This is a genomic window from Marinobacter alkalisoli, assembly GCF_045449855.1.
Classification (GTDB): domain Bacteria; phylum Pseudomonadota; class Gammaproteobacteria; order Pseudomonadales; family Oleiphilaceae; genus Marinobacter.
In genome coordinates this window covers 1-19,223 of record NZ_JBJJLC010000024.1, presented here as the reverse complement: position 1 = coordinate 19,223, position 19,223 = coordinate 1, and the positions used below count along the sequence as shown (strand labels likewise).

The following is a 19,223-nucleotide window of genomic DNA, read 5'->3' as shown; positions in this document are numbered from 1 at the left end:
TATTGGGGGTTAACTTAATGTAATAACGGTTGTGGCCAAATGCCACATGTGGCAAAAAGGTGTGACATTTTGTCGGAGTGCGCCTGATGCAACGGCCTGTCCTGAATGCAGGAAGAATGTTTCGTTCCCTGCGCCTGACCCTGGTATTGAGTCTGGTGGTACCGCTGATGGTGTTCAGCGGGCTGGCGATATACCTGGGCTTGAGTGCTGTCGAACGCAACCTGAATGATCGGTTGAGGGAAGACCTCGAACTTGTGGCCCGGGCGGTGAGCGGCCCCCTTTCCCAGGCAATGTCGGAGGGGGATGAGATCGTGATGGGAGAGTCCCTGGAGTCCATCTTCCGGATTGGTCGGGTGTACGGCGCCTCGGTGTTTGATGAGGAGGGCAAACAGGTCGCCAGTCTCGGTGTGGCAGACAGTGACGTTGCCAGCAGTGAAAGTGCCGAGCAGGTTATCGCCAGTGGTGAGCTGGGCGGTGCCTTTCGCCGGGTGGATGGCGAGTCGGTGTTTTCCCAGTTCACCCCGCTGGTGGCAGGGGACGGTCGTATCCAGGGGCTGTTGCAGATTACTCGCAAGCGCAGTGATTTTCATGAGCTGGTCGCATCCAGTCGTATGTGGGCGATAGCCATCTGGTCGTCGCTGTCGCTTATCGTCATTCTCGTGGTGGTGCTCGGGCATTACGGCGCGGTGGGTCGTCATGTCAGCCGGTTGCTGGAAATCATGTATTCCATGGCACCGGGTCACTGGCGAGTGGATGCGCTGCCGGGCGGTCCCCGTGAACTCAGGCAGATTCACGAGGGCCTTCAGGATATGGGCGAGCGGATGGCTGCTGCGGAAACTGAGATCAGTGAGCGGGTCGTCCGGGAGCGGGAGCTGGCGGAACAACTGGAGTACCAGGAAAAGGTGGCCATGATCGGTCGTGTTGCCGGCGGCGTGGCCCACGAGCTGGGGGCGCCCCTGAATGTGATCCAGGGTCGGGCAAATATACTGCGCCGTGCCGGCTTGCCGGAGGGGCAGGGTCGACACCTGGACGACATTGAACACCAGGTGGAACGCATGACGCTGATTATCCAGCAGTTACTGGATTGTTTCCGTCATGTGCCGGATTCACGAAGAAATACGGATCTGGCGGCGGTTCTGCGTGAAGTGACGGATCGCATTTCTGATGATCCCAAATGTTCTGCGAGAACGATCGTGACCCATGGACTGAATCAGCAGGCCGGGATCAAGGCTGAACCGACCCGCCTCGAGCTTGCCTGTGTCAACGTCGTCCGCAATGCCTGCCAGGCCAGCAGCAGTCGTGTTGAAGTGTCGCTGTTGCAGGGCGACGGTTTATGGGAAGTCCGCGTTGATGATGACGGCGAGGGGATTGCCCCAGAGGTCCGGGAGCGTGTCTTCGAACCCTTCTACAGCACCCGTCCGGCGGGAGAGGGTACGGGCCTGGGGCTCGCAGTGGTGGGCAGTGTCCTCAAGGAGCATGGGGGTTACGCCGAAGTTAGCGAAAGTCCCCTGGGTGGCTGTCGTATGAGTCTGTTCTGGCCGGGGGTACCTGTATATGAATGACAGACATCCTGCCATCCTGCTGGTTGAGGATGACGCCAGCCTCCGTTTGTTGCTGGCGGAAGAACTGGAACTGGATGGCTACCGGGTTGAAGTGGCAGCTACTGTCCGTGAGGGGCAGCAGAAAGCTCTGGAAGTCGAGCCGGATCTGATTGTCTCCGACCTGCGTCTGCCTGATGAGGATGGGCTATCGATTCTCAGGGAGCTTCAGGCCGCAGGTCATTCGGTGCCCTTTATCATCATCACTGCCTTCGGCACGGTGGATCAGGCGGTGGATGCGCTCAAGGCCGGTGCTGATGATTTCCTGACCAAGCCGCTGTCGACTGATCACCTGCGATTGAAAATCCGACGCCTGCTGGCCCAGGCTGCAATCACCAGTGAGCTGGCCCGGTACAAATCCAGGAGCAGCGACGATGCCTCCCTGGGCCTGGTCGGCGAGAGTGCGGCCATGAGGAGGCTGCGTACGGAAATCCGACAGGTCGCCCGCAGTCATGCCGCGGTGCTGATCAATGGCGAGAGTGGCACCGGCAAGGAACTGGTCGCCAGGGCCATTCACCAGGAAAGTGAACGCCAGGCAAAGCCATTTCTGCCGGTCAACTGCGCCGGTATCCCTCATGAACTGATGGAGAGCGAATTCTTTGGTCACGAAGCGGGTGCCTTTACCGGGGCAAAGCAGGCCCGCAAAGGACTGTTTGCGGAAGCAGACGGGGGCACCCTGTTGCTGGACGAAATCGGGGAAATGCCTCTGGCATTGCAGGCAAAACTGTTACGGGTGTTGCAGGAAGGGACCATCAAGCCGGTGGGTGCTGATCAGGAAGAAACGGTGGATGTGCGCATTATTGCCGCGACCCACGTGGACCTTCTGAAAGCGGTTGAAGAAGGCTCGTTCCGTGAGGATCTGTATTACCGGCTGGAGACCCTGGCGCTGGTAGTTCCGCCATTGCGGGACCGTGGGGACGACGTCGACATCCTGGCCATGCATTTTCTCCGGGAAGCGGCGCTCCGTCATGGGCGCGGTTTCATGCGCCTCAGCGAGGTGACATCCCGCACCCTGATGGACTACCCGTTTCCCGGCAACGTAAGGGAACTCGGCAGCGCCATTGAACGTGCGGTGACCTTTTGCGACGGTGATGTGATCCAGCCGGAACACCTGCCTGCCAGGATACGCAAGCGCCAGGCTGAATCTCCTGCCGCGCCTGCTCGACTCAATGGGGATAATCTGGCAGATTGGCCAACCCTTGAAACCCTCCAGCAGAATTACGTCAGCGACGTCATCCGTGCCGTGGGCGGTAACAAACGTCGGGCCGCCCAGATCCTGGGAGTGAATCGAAGGACTCTTTATCGCTGGCTGGATGCCGGCACAGGGGAAAAAGAATGACCAGCCAGAAACAGGCAATGTTGTACGGACTGGCGACGGTACTGCTCTGGTCCACTGTGGCGACCGCATTCAAGTTGTCCCTGCGTGAGTTGTCTCCGGTACAGATGCTGGTGATTGCCTGCTCCGCATCGGTGGTGGTGATGGCCATTATCCTGTTGGTGCAGAAGCGCTGGCATCTGGTGTTTTCACTGAGCCGTAAGCAATACCTGCAATCCATGGGCATGGGGCTGATCAACCCGTGCCTTTACTATTTTGTGTTGTTCGGCGCCTTTGACCGTTTACCCGCCCAGGAAGCCCAGCCGCTGAACTACACCTGGGCCCTGGTGTTGGCCTACATGTCGGTGCCCTTTCTGGGCCAGCGACTGCGCCGGCTGGATATTATTGCCGGCCTCATCTGTTATGCCGGGGTGGTGGTCATCGCCACCCGCGGCGATGTGTTGTCACTGACCTTCTCAGATCCACTCGGCGTCGGACTGGCCATTGCCAGTACCGTGATCTGGGCGTCGTACTGGATTATTGCGACCCGTGATACCCGTGACCCGGTGGTGGGGCTGTTTCTCAACTTCCTGTGTGGGCTGCCGGTGATCGCGGTGATCTGCGGCTTCACCGACGGCTACGATATCGTGCCGGGAACGGCGGTTGTGGCAGCGGTGTACGTCGGGGTGTTCGAGATGGGCATTGCCTTTGTGTTGTGGTCCTACGCCATGAAAAAGGCGGAGAACACATCGCGGGTCAGCAACCTGATCTTTATTTCCCCCTTCCTGTCCCTGGTGTTCATCTCCCTGATCCTGGGCGAAGTGATCCTGCCTTCCACCTATGTCGGACTGGTATTGATCGTGGCCGGGCTCTGGGTTCAGCAGCGCAAGGTCAGAAAGCGCATGACACAGGTGGAGAGCGGATGAGCCGTTGGTACATTTACATGGTGAGGACCGCCAGGGGAGCGCTTTATACCGGTATAACCACGGATGTCGGGCGGCGTTTCGCCGAGCATCAGGCCGGGGCGCCGAAAGGCGCGAGGAGCCTTCGGGGCAAGGGCCCGCTTGAGCTGGTGTTTACCGCCGAGGCGGAGGATCGCAGTGTCGCCTCCCGACTGGAGTGGCATCTCAAGCAGTGGCCCCGTACCCGCAAGGAGGCGCTGGTGCGGGGCGAGATCAACCTGCCCGGTAGCGATTGATGTGCGCCGCCGCAGTCGTCAGAGCGTTGGTTGCACGTTCCAGTTGACCGGCGTGAACCTGAAACACATGCCAGAGGCTGTTATAGATTTCCAGGGTGGTTTCAACACTCTGCCTGCTCGCCAGTTCTGATAATTGCCGGGCATCGTTCAGGAGAATTTCCTCGCTTCCGACCTGAATCAGCAACGGCGGCAAGCCATCAAGATCACCGTGTATGGGAGAAATCAGGGGGTTGGTTCTTGGCTGCTGTCCACAATAGACCGTGGCGGCCTTCTCAATCCAGCGCGGCTGCAGGACTGGCTCGCACTCCGGTGAATACAACTGCTGGTGTGTCAGGTCGACCCAGGGTGAGAATACCGTCAGTGACGCTGGCAGTGGGCTGCCCTTGTCGCGGAGCCGCATGGCGAGGGCGATGGTCAGGCCGCCTCCGGCGGAATCGCCGGCAATGGCGATGGAAGCCGGGTCATGGCCTTCCTTTAACAAACCGTCATACACTGCCTCGGCATCATCCAGGGCAGCCGGGAACGGATGCTCCGGTGCCAGCCGGTAATCCGGGGCAATGATGGTTTGGCCGCTGGCCCTGGCCAGGTGGCCGGTAATGCCCCGGTGAGTGTCAGGGGAACCGATGATATAACCGCCGCCATGGAGGTACAGGATAACCCCCTCCGTGGAGGCGCCATGCCGGGTTCTGAGCGCCTGGATGCCGTTAACGGTGATCGTGTCGAACTTACAGCCCTTGGGCGGTATGGAGCTGCGATAAGCCTGGGCAATGACCTTGCGTTGGAGAGGGATCGGCACTGCCGGGTGTAGCAGGGGGCGAATCATGCGTTGCATGGTTTGCCTCAGGCCGGATTCAAGCAGGTTTTGCAGCATGGCTGACTCCATGGAAAAGAAACAGGTTCTGTCCGTGATGTTACGGTGGTGTGCTAACCTAGTGACGGAAGCTGAAACGAACAAGGGTCGCCTGGGCCATCTTCACTCATTTCAAATGACAAGCGTGTAACTCTACGTGTACTGGAAAACAGATACCATAGAAATTCCTGACTGGAATCGCGGCTCACTGCTGGACAGGCTTGAGCCGTTTGACCCGTCTGCCCCCCGGGAGCTGGGGGATGAGATGGTGGCCTATTGCCGCTTTTACGGCCTGGATCTCTGGGTGGAGCATCCGGAGGTCAGCTACCATCAAGGTTACGTGAGCGCTGGCCAGCACCAGGTTATGGTGCATTATTTCCGGTTGCCGGATAGCAGACGGTCCAAAGGGACGGTGTTTATCCTTCATGGGTATTTTGACCATGTCGGGTTGTATAGCCAGCTGATCGACCGCTGCCTGGGGGCAGGGTTCGATGTGCTGGCCTATGATCAGCCCGGGCACGGTTTATCCAGCGGGACCCCAGCGGCGATTGGCAGTTTCCTGGAATACCAGGCTGTGCTGTCGGAAGTGATTGCCGATGTTAAAGGTAAGGTGATGGAGCCTTGGTATGCGGTCGGGCAGAGCACCGGCGGAGCCATTCTGATCGACTACCTGTTGTCCGGCCGGCACAACCAGCAAACGTCGGATTTTCGTCAGGTTGTGTTGCTGGCGCCTCTGATCAGGCCCGTGGGGTGGCTCGGTGCAAAGGTGCTGCACAGCCTGGCAAAACCGTTCCTGACCCGTTGGCGGCGGGTGTTTGCGGAGAACAGCGGTAATACGCGATTCCTGCAATTCCTGAAAGAGCACGATCCGCTCCAGGCGCGGGCGGTTCATGTGGACTGGGTATCGGCTCTGAGGAGCTGGGTGCCACACATTGAGTCTGCCAGGCCGGTGAATTTCCCGGTTACGGTGGTTCAGGGCGAAAAAGACCTGACTGTCGATTGGCAGCATAATTTGCGGATTATTCGTAATAAGTTTTCTCCAGTGGAGGAACTTCGTATCCCGGATGGTCGTCATCATTTGGTGAACGAAGCCCAGGATCTGCAATCGACGGTATTCAATACTATTATTGATGCCTTCTCAAACGACCGTGCGGGTACTCTGTCAGAGGCCTGCTAGGGATAAAAAAGCCAGGAGTAAGCTGTGAAGAAAACTGTTCTCGCTTTTGCCGTTGCCACCGTTGGTTTGGGTGGCTGTATGACCTATGACCCGTATACCGGGGAAGAAAAAACCTCCAGTGCAACCAAGGGTAGCATCATTGGCGCCATTGGTGGCGCCGCTGTGGGCGCTGCAACGTCAAGCAGCAGTGACCGTGGCAAGGGGGCGTTGATTGGCGCCGCTGGCGGTGCTGCAGTGGGTGGCGGTATCGGTTACTACATGGACAAGCAGGAAGCCGAGCTTCGCCGCAAACTGGAAGGGTCTGGTGTGCGGGTCGTGCGTAACGGTGATGAGATTGAGCTGGTCATGCCAGGCAACATTACTTTCGATACTGACCAATCCACGATCAAGCCCTCCTTCAGCAACACCCTGGAGTCCGTCGGCCTGGTTCTGAAGGAGTTCGACAAGACCATCATCCAGATCGACGGTCATACCGACAGCACCGGTGCACAGAACTACAACCAGCTGTTGAGTGAGCGCCGTGCCGGCTCCGTGCGGGACTTTCTGCTCAACCAGGGCATTGAGCCCAAGCGTACCCGGGCAGTGGGTTATGGCCCGCGTTATCCGATCGCGTCCAATGACAGTGCTTCCGGACGGGAGCAGAACCGTCGGGTCGAGCTGACGCTGGTGCCGATGCAGTAAGGTTTGATGCGGTTATCAAAAAAAGCCCCGGTGCATCATCGCTCCGGGGCTTTTTTGTGACTAGTTGGTATTGCTGGGCAGCCATTCATCAATGCGGTCCTTGAGATCCTGAAGCCGGTCTTCGCCGGAATCCCGTACCTCTCCCAGTTTCTTGCGGGCATCCTCAATACGGTCCTCCAGTTGCTGTACCTTCTCGGAGAACTCTCTCTGAATCTCGGCCTCTGCCTGGTCGTCTCTGGCTTTTGCCATCTTGTGTTCGGCGTCTGCCCTGAGGCTGTCGATCTGCTTGCTCCAACGCTCTGTCTGGGTTTCCAGTTTGGTCAGCAGAGAATCCTTCAGTGACATAGTTCACTCCTGTCTATGGTTGTGCGTGCGACTTGAACAAACGCTTTCCCTATTAACCATGGACGTTATTGGCTGTTTCTCAAGTGAGAATCAAAAATAGCCGGTTAAATAACGTTAACTTCGTCACGTTTTGGCCCTTGATGCCCTGTTGGTCAGGGTGTTGGTTGTGACAGATTGTCACGCTCAACAACGTTAATAATGACAAGTGAAGGAACGAACCCTATGACCAGCCGAATATTGCCTGCCGCCTGTCTTGGTGTAGCTCTGGCCGCTTCCGCACCCGCAATCCACGGGAGCCTGCTGGGCGGCCTCGGGTTCACTGGCGAATCCAGCGATGAAACCGGGCAACAGGCATTGCAGCCTGGAGACGTATTGCCAGGTCGCTACATTGTCACCCTCAATCCGGAATTGCCCGACCTTCTCGGGTTGGCGGATCTGCAGGCGGGGGTCGAGTCCCTGTTGCTGGCTGTTGGTGGCGGAGAAATTCTTCATCTGTATAGCACAGCCCTGACCGGGGCCGCGGTCACAATGACCGACGAACAGGCTGGCCTGCTGTCATCCCTGCCAGGGGTGCTTGCGGTGGAACCGGATCGTATTGTTGCCGCCAACACCGAAGTTCAGCAAGGTGCGACCTGGGGGCTGGACAGGATTGACCAGCAGGTACTGCCGCTGGATGAGCGCTACCGTTACCCCGCGTCCGCCGGGGCGGGCGCCAATGTGTATATTATCGATACCGGCCTCCGTGACAGTCATGTGGAGTTTACCGGGCGTGTGATTGAAGGGCGTAATTTCGCGGTAAACGACGCCGGCCTGTTAGGCGCAGGAGGTCTGCCGTTGCTCGGTCCCCTGCTGAACCTTGGCGGGGAAACCGACCCGGCTGATACGACCGACTGTAACGGTCACGGAACTCATGTGGCCAGCACGGCAGCGGGCTCGCAATATGGAGTCGCCAAGGCCGCTTCGGTAGCGGCGGTGCGGGTGCTGGATTGCTCCGGCGCAGGTTCGAATGCCGATGTGATTGCCGGCGTGGACTGGGTTGCGGCCAATCACCAGGCGCCAGCGGTTGCCAATATGTCCCTGGGAGGTGGTGATTCGGATGCCCTGGATCATGCGGTGCGAGGCGCCATCCAGCAAGGCGTGACCTTTGTTGTCGCCGCTGGTAACAGCGATGCCGATGCCTGCTCCGGTTCGCCGAACCGTGTGGAGGCTGCCATTACGGTGGGAAGCACCACCCGTGAGGATCAGCGTTCGTCCTTCTCCAACCATGGTGAATGTGTAGACCTGTTTGCACCCGGATCGGACATCACGGCTGCCTGGTATCAGACCGATACTGAAACCAACACCATAAGCGGCACTTCAATGGCTTCGCCCCATGTGGCGGGTGTTGCGGCGTTGGTGGTGGGTGATCAGGGTGGCTTGAGCCCGGATCAGGTGGGTTCCGCCATTCTGGAAATCGCGACGGCGAATGTTCTGGGAGGTATCAAGGCCGGTTCGCCCAATTTGTTGCTGCGCGCGCCTCAATAATTGTATTGAGTTTTTCACTGGCATAACAAAAAGCGGGAGCCTCGGCTCCCGCTTTTTGCGTACTCGGGATCGATCTGATCAGAACAGAACCCGGCAGCGAATGGTGCCCTTGACGTGGATCAGTTTTTCCAGAGCAAGCTCACCGTACTCTTTGTCGACATCGATCACTACGTAGCCAATGTCTTCCTTGGTTTGCAGATACTGGCCGCAGATGTTGATGCCGTTCTCCGAGAACACCTGGTTGATTTCCGACATCACGCCGGGCACGTTCTCGTGAATGTGCAGCAGACGGTGCTGGTTCGGGTGTGAAGGCAGGGCTACTTCCGGGAAGTTCACGGAAGACACAGACGTACCGTTGTCGCTGTACATGGCCAGCTTCTCCGCCACTTCACGACCGATGTTTTCCTGGGCCTCGATGGTGGAGCCACCAACGTGCGGCGTCAGGATCACGTTATCGAATTCCCGCAGCGGAGAGACAAATTCCTCGTCGTTGGACTTGGGCTCAACCGGGAACACGTCAATGGCGGCGCCAAGGAGTTTGCCGCTCCCGAGGGCATCGGCCAGAGCGTCAATATCCACCACCGTACCCCGTGAAGCATTCATCAGGATCGAGCCGGGTTTCATCTGGGCGAACTGCTCGGCCTTGAACATGTACTTGGTCGACGGAGTTTCCGGCACGTGCAGGCTAACCACATCCGAGATGTTCAGCAGTTCCTGCAGGGTGCCTACCTGGGTGGCGTTACCGATTGACAGCTTGGACACCACATCGTAGAAGTAAACGTCCATGCCCAGGCCTTCAGCCAGCACACTGAACTGGGTGCCAATGTTGCCATAGCCGATGATGCCCAGCTTCTTGCCGCGAATCTCGTAGCTGTTCTTGGCGGATTTCAGCCATTCACCGCGATGGGCTTTGGCGCTTTTCTCGGGCACGCCACGCAGCAGCAGGATAGCCTGGGCCAGCACCAGCTCGGCCACACTGCGGGTGTTGGAGAAGGGGGCGTTGAATACGGCGATACCCCGGCGAGTAGCCGCCTGGAGGTTCACCTGGTTAGTGCCGATACAGAAACAACCCACTGCCACCAGTTTTTCGGCGGCATCAAATACTTTCTCGGTCAGCTGGGTGCGCGAGCGAATCCCGACGAAGTGCGCATCGGCAATCTTCTCAATCAGGTCTTCCTCGGCCAGCGAGTGAGTCAGGTACTCGATGTTGGTGTAGCCTGCGGCATTCAGGGTATCAATGGCAGATTGATGCACGCCTTCCAGCAGCAGGATCCGGATTTTGCTCTTTTCGAGAGACGTATTTGACATGGGCTTGCTTCCGAACCTTTCGTCACGTGAAATGACCTGGAGCCAGGATCGTCGGGCTGGCTCACAGAACAGGGGCGGTATGATACCATAAACGCAGATTTTCACAGCGCGTCGGATTGCCTGAATCAACGGCCCCGTGATTCGCTGAATACAGGCCCGCCGTCCAACCCTTACGAGACTGATAGCTTCATGAATTCCGAACAGATTATCGCTTCGCTGAGAGAGCTGATTGCCGCAGGGGATGCCCCCGGTAAAGTGCTGACCGATCCGGCAGACCTGGAAAACTACGGCAAGGACTGGACCAAAATCTATCCGCCCAAGCCGCTGGCCATCGTGCTGCCGAAAACAACGGAGCAGGTGCAGGCGCTGGTGACCTTCGCCAACGACAACCAGGTGGCACTGGTGCCGTCCGGCGGTCGGACCGGCCTGAGCGCGGGTGCGGTTGCTGCCAACGGCGAGGTGGTGGTCGCGTTCGATAACATGAACCAGATTCTGGGTTTCAGCGCCAGTGACCGCACCGTGCGGTGTCAGGCGGGTGTCATCACCGAACAGCTGCAGACATTCGCGGAAGAGAATGGCCTGTATTACCCGGTGGACTTCGCCTCTGCCGGCTCCAGCCAGCTGGGTGGCAATCTGTCCACCAATGCCGGTGGCATCAAGGTGATCCGTTACGGCATGAGCCGGGACTGGGTGGCCGGCCTCAAGGTCGTGACCGGCAAGGGCGATATCCTGGACCTGAACAAGGACCTGGAAAAGAACAACACCGGTTACGACTTGCGTCATCTGTTTATCGGGGCCGAAGGCACGCTGGGCTTTATCACCGAAGCCACCATGAAGCTGTCCCGCAAGCCGGATAATCTGACGGTTCTGGTGTTGGGTCTGAACGACCTGACCAACACCATGGATGTGCTGCAGACCTTCCAGAAGCAGATCGACCTGACCGCCTACGAGTTTTTCTCCCACGAAGCCATGGGGCACGTGCTGGCCCACGGCCAGGTGCAGGCGCCGTTCGAAACCGAAGCCCCGTATTACGCCTTGCTGGAGTTCGAAGCGGTATCCGATCAGGTCATGGATGACGCCATGGCCCTGTTCGAGCAATGCGTGGAAAGCGGCTGGGTACTGGACGGTGTGATCAGTCAGAGCGAAACCCAGGCCAACAATCTATGGCAGCTGCGGGAGCGGATCTCGGAGTCCATTGCGCCGCGCACGCCCTACAAGAACGATATCTCTGTCGTGGTGTCGAAAGTGCCCCAGTTCCTGCAGGAAATCGACGCCGTGGTGAACGAGCATTACCCGGACTTCGAGATCATCTGGTTCGGCCACATCGGTGACGGCAACCTGCACCTGAACATCCTCAAGCCGGAAGACATGGCGAAAGAAGACTTCTTCGAGAAGTGCCAACAGGTGAACAAGTGGGTGTTCGAGATTGTCGAGCGTTACCAGGGCAGTGTCTCCGCCGAGCACGGCGTGGGCATGACCAAGAAGCCCTACCTGCATTATACCCGCAGTGAAGCGGAGATCGCTTATCTGAAAGGGATCAAGCAGGTCTTCGACCCCAACGGCATCATCAACCCGGGCAAGATATTCGACTGATGCAGGATCACATCGTTGTACTGACCGGCGCTGGCATCAGCGCCGAAAGCGGACTCTCCACCTTCCGTGACAACGGCGGACTGTGGGAGCAGCACAGTGTGTACGATGTGGCCACCCCGGAGGCCTTTGTCCGTAATCAGGAACTGGTGCTGCAGTTCTACAATGAGCGCCGTCGTCAGCTTGAGTCCGCCCGGCCCAATGAGGCTCACCGGCTGCTGGCGCAGCTGGAAGAGCGCTACCGGGTTACGGTGGTCACCCAGAATGTGGACGATCTTCACGAACGCGGTGGCTCCTCCAGCGTGATCCACCTGCACGGTGAATTAACCAAGGCCCGCAGTTCCCGCTTTCCGGAGCTGGTGTATGACATCGGTTACCGGGATATCAGCCCCGGTGATACCTGTGACGAGGGCGCCCAGCTCAGACCCCATATCGTCTGGTTCGGTGAGGAAGTACCGATGCTGGAGAAGGCGGCAGAGGTAGTCCGTACCGCCGATCACCTGCTGATTGTCGGGACCTCCCTGCAGGTCTATCCTGCCGCTGGCCTGGTTTACGAAACCGATTTTGATGTACCCATCACCGTCATCGATCCGGGTGAGCCGGCTTCCGTCTCCAGGGCCCGGGTAATCCGCAAGGGGGCGTGTGAGGGAGTGGCCGAATGGGTTGCCGGCTTGCGGTAGACTGAACCTCCGGATTGACGGCCTGTCTCAGTTTCGGGTCTTGAGCTAGTCTCAAGTAAAAGTCCGATGCAGGAGGCAGTCATGTTGCATAACTACCGCACTATTGTTTCGATCTCGCTGTTCGCACTTCTTGTTCTTGGTTCGGCCATGGCTACTGCCCATCACGGCTGGGGCTGGGCGACCGATGAAGAGTTTGAAATTACCGGTACAGTGACCGGGAAGCGCCTGGGTAATCCTCATGGCGAAGTCACACTGGATGTTGAAGGCCAGGAGTGGGTGATTGAAGTGGGGCAGCCCTGGCGCAATGAACGAGTCGGCCTCACGGATGAGTTGTTGTCTGACGGCCAGGTGCTGACGGTTCACGGCCATCGGTCCGCACGGGAAGGGGAGCGGTTGGTCAAGGCCGAACGCATTGTCATTGATGGCAAGGAGTACAACCTCTATCCCGGTCGTCCCTCCTGAGCGCCAGGGCAGGGTATGCAGGAGGTCGCGCTATTCCTGGAGCAGACCGCTCTGGCCGAGGGATTACGGGATTCCGTATGGCTGTACCCGCTGGTCAATGCCGGGCACGTGCTGGGGATAGCGGTGGTGGTGGGCGGTATCATCCCGCTGGATCTGAAAATACTGGGTCTGTGGCCGGGGCTGCCACTGCTGCCGTTCTGGCGTGCGCTGAGAGCGACGGTGGCCGTCGGTCTGGCACTGGCAATTATCACCGGGCTCCTGCTGTTTCTCGCCCGTGCCTCCGATTACCTGGCCTCCCCCTGGTTCCTGAGCAAAATGGCAGTTTTGCTTGTATCCCTGATCAATGTTGCGGTCGTTATGGTCCGGCATCCGTTGCCGGACATCAGTAACCGGCCGCCACCCCGGGAACTGAAGGTCTGTGCCCTGATTTCGCTGGTTGGCTGGTGCTCTGTGCTGCTGCTTGGCCGTCTTGTGGGGTACTTCTGATCGCTACGGCTTGTCAGCCTGAGGTTTGCTGCAGGTACTTCTCCAGTTCCGTGCGGAATGCCGCCTGCACCCCCAGCCGTTTCAGCATCCAGTAATGGCCGGCGATCATCCGGTCGATGAAGATGCTTTCCACCGGCGGTTTGAAATAGTCCAGATACTTGAACACCGTGGTGGTTTTGGCGGCTACCTGCTTGTGGATGTCGGATTCCGCAAAATCGTAGGGCTCGCTCTGGTTGAAAGGCACGATGAGAATGTCCCGCCACATGGCGTAGTAGGCCTCGTCCACCGCCGGTTGTGATTCCACCCGCGCGCCCAGGGCGATCAGGTGGTGGTCCAGTGCCGCGTAATCTTCGTCCAGTGCGGACACCAGCGCCTTGCGGTAGGCCTCGACAATCTCCGGCTTGAGTTTCTTCACACAGCCAAAGTCATACAGGATGATGGAGCCGTCGGGGCGGTAAGCAAAATTGCCCGCGTGGGGGTCACCGTGGATGCACTGAAACCGGAACAGCTGGTCCGCCATCATGGTGAAGATACGGTGACCGATCAGGTTGATGGTGTCCTGGCTGTACTTCACGGGGGTGATGGCGTTGATGTGATCGCCCTCCACCAGCTCCATGGTCAGCACACGTCTTGATGAGTGGCTGTCAAACACCCGGGGAATGATGATCCAGTCATCCTTGGCGTGAAACTCGCGGAACTCCTCCAGATTGCGGGCTTCGTTCTCGTAGTCCAGCTCTTCTTTCAGGCGGACACGGATTTCACCGAACAGCTGGTCCACGTGTTCTTTCGGCATCTTCAGCAGGCCACCGAGTTTCAGGGCCAGGCGCAACTGCTTCAGGTCGCTGTCGCAGGATTCGTCCACACCGGGGTACTGCACTTTGACAATCACATCGGTGCCATCGTGCAAGCGCGCCCGGTGGACCTGGCCGATGGAGGCGGCTGCGTAGGGCGTTTCCTGCAGGTATTCAAACAGCTCCGGCACCGGTTTTCCGAGTTCGGATTCCACTTGCGCGACGATCACATCGAATGGCATCGGCGGCGCTTCTTTCTGCAGTCGTTCGAGGGCGTCGGAGAACTCCTTGGGCAGGAAATCCTGGGTCTGGGACGCAATCTGACCCACCTTCATTACCGCGCCTTTCAGCTCCCCCAGCGTATCAGCAATCTGGTCGGCCATGCGGGTGTAGCTTTCGCTTTGGGCGCCTTCGTCGTTTTCTGTACGAAACAGGCGGCGAGCCCGTTGCCCGGCGTATTGCCCGGCGACGGATGCGGTCATGCCTGCGAGTCTGAAGAATCGTCCACTACGGGAGGTCACCGGTTTTTTAGCCATGTACTGAGTACGTCCTGAGCGGCGGAAACGTTTGGTACCAATCTTACGCTAAATCACCCGGGTTTCGACAAACAGGGCGTCTTCCAGTTCAAGGGACAGGATCTGTCCGGATGCGAGTGCCCCCACGCCACTCGGCGTTCCTGTCAGCACCACGTCTCCCGGCATCAGGGTGAACTGGCTGCTCATATGGGCAATCAGGGGGATGACCGGGTTGAGCATGTCACGGGTGTTGCCAGTCTGCTGGCGCTGTCCGTCAATGTCGAGGGTAAACGTCAGATGGTCTTTCCTGAGTTTATCCGCTGCAATGAAGGGCGACAGGGGGCAGGCGCCGTCAAAGGCCTTGGCCCGCTCCCACGGGTGGCGCTTCTCTTTCAGCACAGTCTGGACATCCCGGAGGGTCAGATCCAGCGCCAGCCCGAAGCCCAGAATCGCGGCTTCTGCCTCGCTGGGGGAGGCGTTGGTGAGGGGGCGGCCAATAAGGACCGCCAGTTCCGTCTCGAAATGAACTTCCCCCCGGTCCCGGGGAAAGTCCAGCGGTCGAGTCATGTGGACTGCAGCCGTGGAGGGCTTGATAAACAGCAGCGGCTCGTCGGGTACCGGGTTGTTCAGTTCCCGGGCGTGTTCCGTGTAATTGCGGCCAATGCAGACAATCTTGCCAAGGGGCAGGTGAACGGGGGTGCCGTCCTTCCAGTGGTGTTGATAGTCGGGCATGGCCGTCTCCTGTTTACTAGTCGCCTTCAAAGGAGCAAACAGTATATACCTGCAATCCCTCTTGCTGCAGCTTGCGGGAGCCGCCGAGATCCGGCAGATCAATCATTGCCGCCACTTCGACAATCTCCGCGCCGATACGGCGAATCAGCCGGGCGGCCGCCAGCATGGTGCCGCCGGTGGCAATCAGGTCGTCCACCAGCACCACATTATCGCCGGGCTTGAAGGCATCCTTGTGGAGTTCCACGGACGCGGTGCCGTACTCCAGTTCGTAATCTTCCACCAGGGTATCGAAGGGCAGTTTGCCTTTCTTGCGGATCAGTACCAGTGAGGCGTTCAGTTCGTAGGCCAGTGCCGATCCGATGATGAAGCCCCGGGCATCCACGGCGGCAACGGCGTCGATGTTCTGCCCATGGTAACGGTGAACAAAGGCGTCAATCAGCTTGCGAAAGGCCGTGCGGTCCTGCAGGACGGTGGTAATGTCACGGAAGGCCACGCCGGGCTTGGGCCAGTCAGGCACCGTGCGGATGGCTTTTTTGATGCTCTCTGCAAAGTAATCCATAAATTGTCCGGAAAACGCTGGAAGTGCCTTACGCCACGTCCAGGAACATGAATTTCAAAACGAAAACAACGGCAATGATGATCACGCTGGCGTTCAGGTGAGACCAGCGGCCGCTGAGTGCTTTCAGTACAGCATAGGTGATGAAGCCGAGTGCAATGCCGTTGGCAATGGAAAAGGTCAGCGGCATCATCAGCGCAGTCACCACTGCTGGCGCGGCATCGGTGACATCGTCCCAGTCAATGAGCTTCAGGCCGGAGGTCATCAACACCGCTACAAACAGCAGCGCCGGTGCGGTGGCGTAGGGTGGAATCACGCTGGCAATGGGCGACAGGAACAGACAGGCCAGGAACAGGGCGGCAACCACCACGGCGGTCAGCCCGGTACGACCGCCGGCGGAGATGCCCGCGGTCGATTCGATGTAACTGGTCGTGGTGGAGGTGCCCATCGCCGCACCCGACATGGTGGCTACGGAATCAGACATCAGTGCACGACCAAGGCGGGGCAGCTTGCCGTCCTTGTCCAGCAGCCCGCCACGCTGGGCTGCGCCGATCAGAGTGCCGGAGGTGTCAAACAGGTCCACGAACAGGAATGCAAAGATGATGCTGATCATGCCCACGTTGAGGGCACCGGCAAGGTCCAGCTGCATGAAGGTGGGGGCCATGCTCGGCGGCGCGGAGGCAAAGCCATTGTAATCAACCATGCCCAGCATCATGGCAATCACGGTGACTGCGATAATGCCGATCATCACCGCGCCGGTGACCTGACGGAACGCCAGGGCGCAGATCAGCGCAAAACCGCCAAAGAACAGCAGGGCTTCGGGGCCCTTGACGTCGCCCATGCCCACCAGTGTGGCCGGGTTATCCACCACAATGCCGGCGTTCTTGAGGGCGATTAAAGCCAGGAAGAAACCGATACCGGCGGAGATGCCGAAGCGCAGGGATAGCGGAATGCTGTTAATGATCCATTCCCGGACTTTGAGAATGCTCAGCAGGAAAAACAGGAAACCGGAAATGAACACGGCGCCAAGGGCCACCTGCCAGCTGTAGCCCATGCTGCCCACCACGGTGAACGAGAAGAACGCGTTCAGCCCCATGCCCGGTGCGAGTGCAATAGGGTAGTTGGCCCACAGACCCATAATCAGCGTGCCTATCACCGCAGCCAGGCATGTAGCCACAAACACCGCACCGTAATCCATGCCAGCGGCTTCCAGCATGCTGGGGTTGACCACAATGATATAGGCCATGGTCAGGAAGGTAGTAATGCCGGCCACCACCTCTTTACGGACATCGGTGCCGTGGGCCTTTAATTGAAATAATCGCTCAAGCATGACGGAGGTCTGCCTCACTGAGTGCTGGGTAGGGTTTCGAGTTTGAAAAGAGTCGATGACACTGAATTGTGTGAAAAAACGGCAATCTTACCGGCTGAGAGGTCTCAGGCCAAGGGATGATTGGAGGTTCATCATTACGGATTACCCTCAGCCATGGGGATCGCGTTGAAGCCGGATATCAAACCGTACAGCCAGCATCCGCACAATAACGATAAACAACAGGCCCACACTCAGGGCAATGGTTTCGCTTTCCATGAACCATTGGCACACAAAATAAAGCCAGCAACCGGCGAATGAGATCGAAGCGTAGATCTGATCCTTGCGGAAAATGAACGGAACCTCGTTACACAGGGTATCCCGCAGTGCGCCACCGAAGGTGCCGGTCATCACGCCGAGCAGGGACGCAATAAACCACGAATGCCCGAGATCAAGCGCCAGTTGGGCGCCAAGAATGGAGAAAATGCCCAGGCCGATGGCATCGGGAAACACGATTCGTGATTCACGGATTTTTTCCGCCCGACGCCAGTAACTGAACACAATGGCCATGGCGAGAATGAGAATGGGTTGTTCCTGGTGCTGGATCCAGTACAGCGGGTGGTTGTCCATCATCAGGTCCCGCAGGGTGCCGCCGCCCAGTGCCGTGATGAAACCAATGGTAAACACACCCACGGGATCCATATTTTTGGATCGGGCAACGATCATTCCTGAAATGGCGAACGCAACAACACCAATCATTTCAAGAAAATAGATGATATCGAACATAACAGACCGTGAAAGACAGGAAACAGCGGCGAACCAGCCGGGTTTGAGTGCGCGCAGGATAGCTTAAATTCATACCGGATTCATCCCTGGTTAACCATAGGCTATAAATAACTCTAATGCGGATGGATAAGATATCTTTATTTGCTTCATGGAGTGACTCTGTTTAGCTTGATGGGAATCAAAAACGGCATTTACGTTATTCCCAATAACAATGGAGTCACTCAATGAAAGCCATTCTCTGTAAAGAATACGGACCGGCAGAAAAGCTGGTGATTGAAGATGTCGCGAGTCCCGATGTGAAAGGCCACGGCGTGAAAATTCGCGTTAAGGCGGCGGGCCTGAACTTTCCTGACACCCTCATTATCGAAAACAAGTACCAGTTGAAACCGTCGCTGCCATTTTCACCGGGTGGTGAAATGGCCGGTGAAGTGATCGAGGTCGGCGAAAAGGTGACCCGTTTCAAACCGGGTGACCGGGTGGCCGGCCTGACCGGTTACGGCGCCTTCGCCGAGGAAATCGTGGCGCCGGAACAGAACCTGCTGCCGGTACCTGATGCCATGCCCGACGAAAAGGCCGCCGCCTTTTCCATGGTCTACGGCACCTCCTACTACGCCCTGAAGCAACGCGCCAACCTGCAGCCGGGTGAAACCCTGCTGGTACTGGGCGCCAGCGGCGGCGTGGGCCTGGCTACAGTGGAACTGGGCAAAGCCATGGGTGCTCACGTCATTGCAGCGGCCAGTTCAGCGGAGAAGTTGGCGGTGGCGAAGGCAGCCGGTGCCGATGAGCTGATCAACTACACCGAAGAGCCCCTGAAAGAGGCGGTGAAGAAGCTCACCAATAGCAAAGGCGTGGATGTGATCTACGATCCGGTCGGCGGCGACTTCACCGAACAGGCCCTGCGTGCCATGGCCTGGAACGGCCGCCACCTGATCATCGGCTTCGCCGCCGGCGATATCCCCAAGATTCCGGCAAACCTGACGCTGCTCAAGGGCTGTTCCGTGGTCGGTGTGTTCTGGGGCAGCTTCACCCAACGCGAGCCAGAGACCAGCGCCCAGAACATGATGGAGCTGATGAAGCTTTATTCCGAGGGCAAGATCGATCCGAAAATCAGCGAAGTGTTCGAGTTCGAGGACTACGCCAAGGCTTTGGGTGCCCTGACCGAACGGCGTGCTACCGGGAAGGTGGTGCTTAAGGTCGGTTCCTGATCTGAATTCCGGCTTGGGATCCTAGCCTGCCTGGATTGGTGGTGACGCCATGTCGGGCAGGCCTTCCCAAAAACCGCTACGAGCACATCCCTGTGCGCTTCGTTCCGGCCATCCATGG

At 58.3% G+C, this 19,223-nt stretch carries 20 protein-coding genes; 12 read left to right on the top strand and 8 right to left on the bottom strand.

Annotation, left to right across the window (positions count from 1 at the left end; all coding sequences use genetic code 11):
• Window positions 1-86 precede the first annotated feature (86 nt).
• Genes ACJO5Y_RS09960 through ACJO5Y_RS09945 form a run of 4 tightly spaced genes read left to right on the top strand, consistent with a single transcriptional unit; the run spans window position 87 to window position 4,111 of the window.
• Window positions 87-1,562, top strand: a complete 1,476-nt coding sequence (locus ACJO5Y_RS09960) for an ATP-binding protein (RefSeq protein ID WP_406986845.1) — start codon at window positions 87-89, stop codon at window positions 1,560-1,562.
• Window positions 1,555-2,937, top strand: a complete 1,383-nt coding sequence (locus ACJO5Y_RS09955; protein ID WP_406986842.1) for a sigma-54-dependent transcriptional regulator — start codon at window positions 1,555-1,557, stop codon at window positions 2,935-2,937. The genes ACJO5Y_RS09960 and ACJO5Y_RS09955 overlap by 8 nt, the downstream gene beginning before the upstream one ends.
• Complete coding sequence (locus tag ACJO5Y_RS09950) at window positions 2,934-3,839, top strand: DMT family transporter (RefSeq protein ID WP_406986840.1); 906 nt, start codon at window positions 2,934-2,936, stop codon at window positions 3,837-3,839. The genes ACJO5Y_RS09955 and ACJO5Y_RS09950 overlap by 4 nt, the downstream gene beginning before the upstream one ends.
• The gene (locus ACJO5Y_RS09945) at window positions 3,836-4,111 is read left to right on the top strand and encodes a GIY-YIG nuclease family protein (RefSeq protein WP_406986837.1); all 276 of its coding nucleotides are present in this window, start codon (window positions 3,836-3,838) and stop codon (window positions 4,109-4,111) included. Before ACJO5Y_RS09950 ends, ACJO5Y_RS09945 begins: the two co-directional genes overlap by 4 nt.
• Here ACJO5Y_RS09945 and ACJO5Y_RS09940 read toward each other — a convergent pair.
• Complete coding sequence (locus ACJO5Y_RS09940; RefSeq protein ID WP_406986834.1) at window positions 4,089-4,982, bottom strand: alpha/beta hydrolase; 894 nt, start codon at window positions 4,980-4,982, stop codon at window positions 4,089-4,091. The two genes, ACJO5Y_RS09945 and ACJO5Y_RS09940, sit on opposite strands and share 23 nt — an antisense overlap.
• Before the next feature lie 136 nt (window positions 4,983-5,118).
• Here ACJO5Y_RS09940 and ACJO5Y_RS09935 point away from each other — a divergent pair, with 136 nt between their 5' ends.
• Window positions 5,119-6,138, top strand: a complete 1,020-nt coding sequence (locus ACJO5Y_RS09935) for an alpha/beta hydrolase (protein WP_406986831.1) — start codon at window positions 5,119-5,121, stop codon at window positions 6,136-6,138.
• A gap of 24 nt (window positions 6,139-6,162) precedes the next feature.
• Entirely contained in the window at window positions 6,163-6,819 is a 657-nt protein-coding gene (locus ACJO5Y_RS09930; protein ID WP_406986828.1) for a YiaD family glycine zipper/OmpA-like lipoprotein, read from the top strand.
• 60 nt (window positions 6,820-6,879) lie between these two features.
• Here the strand turns inward: ACJO5Y_RS09930 and ACJO5Y_RS09925 are convergent, their stop codons facing one another.
• Window positions 6,880-7,164 (bottom strand): sll1863 family stress response protein, encoded by a 285-nt coding sequence (locus ACJO5Y_RS09925; protein ID WP_406986826.1) that lies wholly within the window; start codon window positions 7,162-7,164, stop codon window positions 6,880-6,882.
• Window positions 7,165-7,386: 222 nt separating this feature from the next.
• Between ACJO5Y_RS09925 and ACJO5Y_RS09920 the strand changes: the two genes are divergently transcribed.
• Window positions 7,387-8,688, top strand: a complete 1,302-nt coding sequence (locus ACJO5Y_RS09920) for a S8 family peptidase (RefSeq protein ID WP_406986824.1) — start codon at window positions 7,387-7,389, stop codon at window positions 8,686-8,688.
• A 78-nt stretch (window positions 8,689-8,766) separates the two neighbouring features.
• Here ACJO5Y_RS09920 and serA read toward each other — a convergent pair whose 3' ends face one another.
• Complete coding sequence (gene serA, locus ACJO5Y_RS09915; RefSeq protein ID WP_406986822.1) at window positions 8,767-9,996, bottom strand: phosphoglycerate dehydrogenase; 1,230 nt, start codon at window positions 9,994-9,996, stop codon at window positions 8,767-8,769.
• A 189-nt stretch (window positions 9,997-10,185) separates the two neighbouring features.
• Between serA and ACJO5Y_RS09910 the strand changes: the two genes are divergently transcribed.
• From ACJO5Y_RS09910 to ACJO5Y_RS09895, 4 genes are all read left to right on the top strand, one after another.
• A complete protein-coding gene (locus tag ACJO5Y_RS09910; protein ID WP_406986820.1) occupies window positions 10,186-11,589 on the top strand; it encodes a D-2-hydroxyglutarate dehydrogenase in 1,404 nt (467 codons plus the stop codon).
• Entirely contained in the window at window positions 11,589-12,266 is a 678-nt protein-coding gene (locus ACJO5Y_RS09905; protein ID WP_406986818.1) for an SIR2 family NAD-dependent protein deacylase, read from the top strand. Before ACJO5Y_RS09910 ends, ACJO5Y_RS09905 begins: the two co-directional genes overlap by 1 nt.
• Window positions 12,267-12,347: 81 nt before the next feature.
• Window positions 12,348-12,728, top strand: a complete 381-nt coding sequence (locus tag ACJO5Y_RS09900) for a DUF6152 family protein (RefSeq protein WP_406986816.1) — start codon at window positions 12,348-12,350, stop codon at window positions 12,726-12,728.
• 15 nt (window positions 12,729-12,743) lie between these two features.
• Complete coding sequence (locus tag ACJO5Y_RS09895; RefSeq protein WP_406986813.1) at window positions 12,744-13,214, top strand: hypothetical protein; 471 nt, start codon at window positions 12,744-12,746, stop codon at window positions 13,212-13,214.
• A gap of 13 nt (window positions 13,215-13,227) precedes the next feature.
• Here the strand turns inward: ACJO5Y_RS09895 and ACJO5Y_RS09890 are convergent, their stop codons facing one another.
• The 5 genes from ACJO5Y_RS09890 to ACJO5Y_RS09870 form a co-directional block, all read right to left on the bottom strand.
• Window positions 13,228-14,541, bottom strand: coding sequence for an ABC1 kinase family protein (locus tag ACJO5Y_RS09890; RefSeq protein WP_406986810.1), 1,314 nt, complete (start codon window positions 14,539-14,541; stop codon window positions 13,228-13,230).
• 48 nt (window positions 14,542-14,589) lie between these two features.
• Window positions 14,590-15,252 carry a fumarylacetoacetate hydrolase family protein gene (locus tag ACJO5Y_RS09885; RefSeq protein ID WP_406986808.1) on the bottom strand — a complete coding sequence of 221 codons (663 nt, stop codon included), beginning with the start codon at window positions 15,250-15,252 and terminating at the stop codon, window positions 14,590-14,592.
• A gap of 16 nt (window positions 15,253-15,268) precedes the next feature.
• The gene (locus tag ACJO5Y_RS09880) at window positions 15,269-15,811 is read right to left on the bottom strand and encodes an adenine phosphoribosyltransferase (RefSeq protein ID WP_406986806.1); all 543 of its coding nucleotides are present in this window, start codon (window positions 15,809-15,811) and stop codon (window positions 15,269-15,271) included.
• 28 nt (window positions 15,812-15,839) lie between these two features.
• Complete coding sequence (locus ACJO5Y_RS09875) at window positions 15,840-17,138, bottom strand: NCS2 family permease (RefSeq protein WP_406986804.1); 1,299 nt, start codon at window positions 17,136-17,138, stop codon at window positions 15,840-15,842.
• Between the two features lie 147 nt (window positions 17,139-17,285).
• The gene (locus ACJO5Y_RS09870) at window positions 17,286-17,900 is read right to left on the bottom strand and encodes a trimeric intracellular cation channel family protein (RefSeq protein WP_406986802.1); all 615 of its coding nucleotides are present in this window, start codon (window positions 17,898-17,900) and stop codon (window positions 17,286-17,288) included.
• Between the two features lie 224 nt (window positions 17,901-18,124).
• Here ACJO5Y_RS09870 and ACJO5Y_RS09865 point away from each other — a divergent pair, with 224 nt between their 5' ends.
• Window positions 18,125-19,105, top strand: a complete 981-nt coding sequence (locus tag ACJO5Y_RS09865; RefSeq protein WP_406986800.1) for an NADPH:quinone oxidoreductase family protein — start codon at window positions 18,125-18,127, stop codon at window positions 19,103-19,105.
• Window positions 19,106-19,223: the final 118 nt, after the last annotated feature.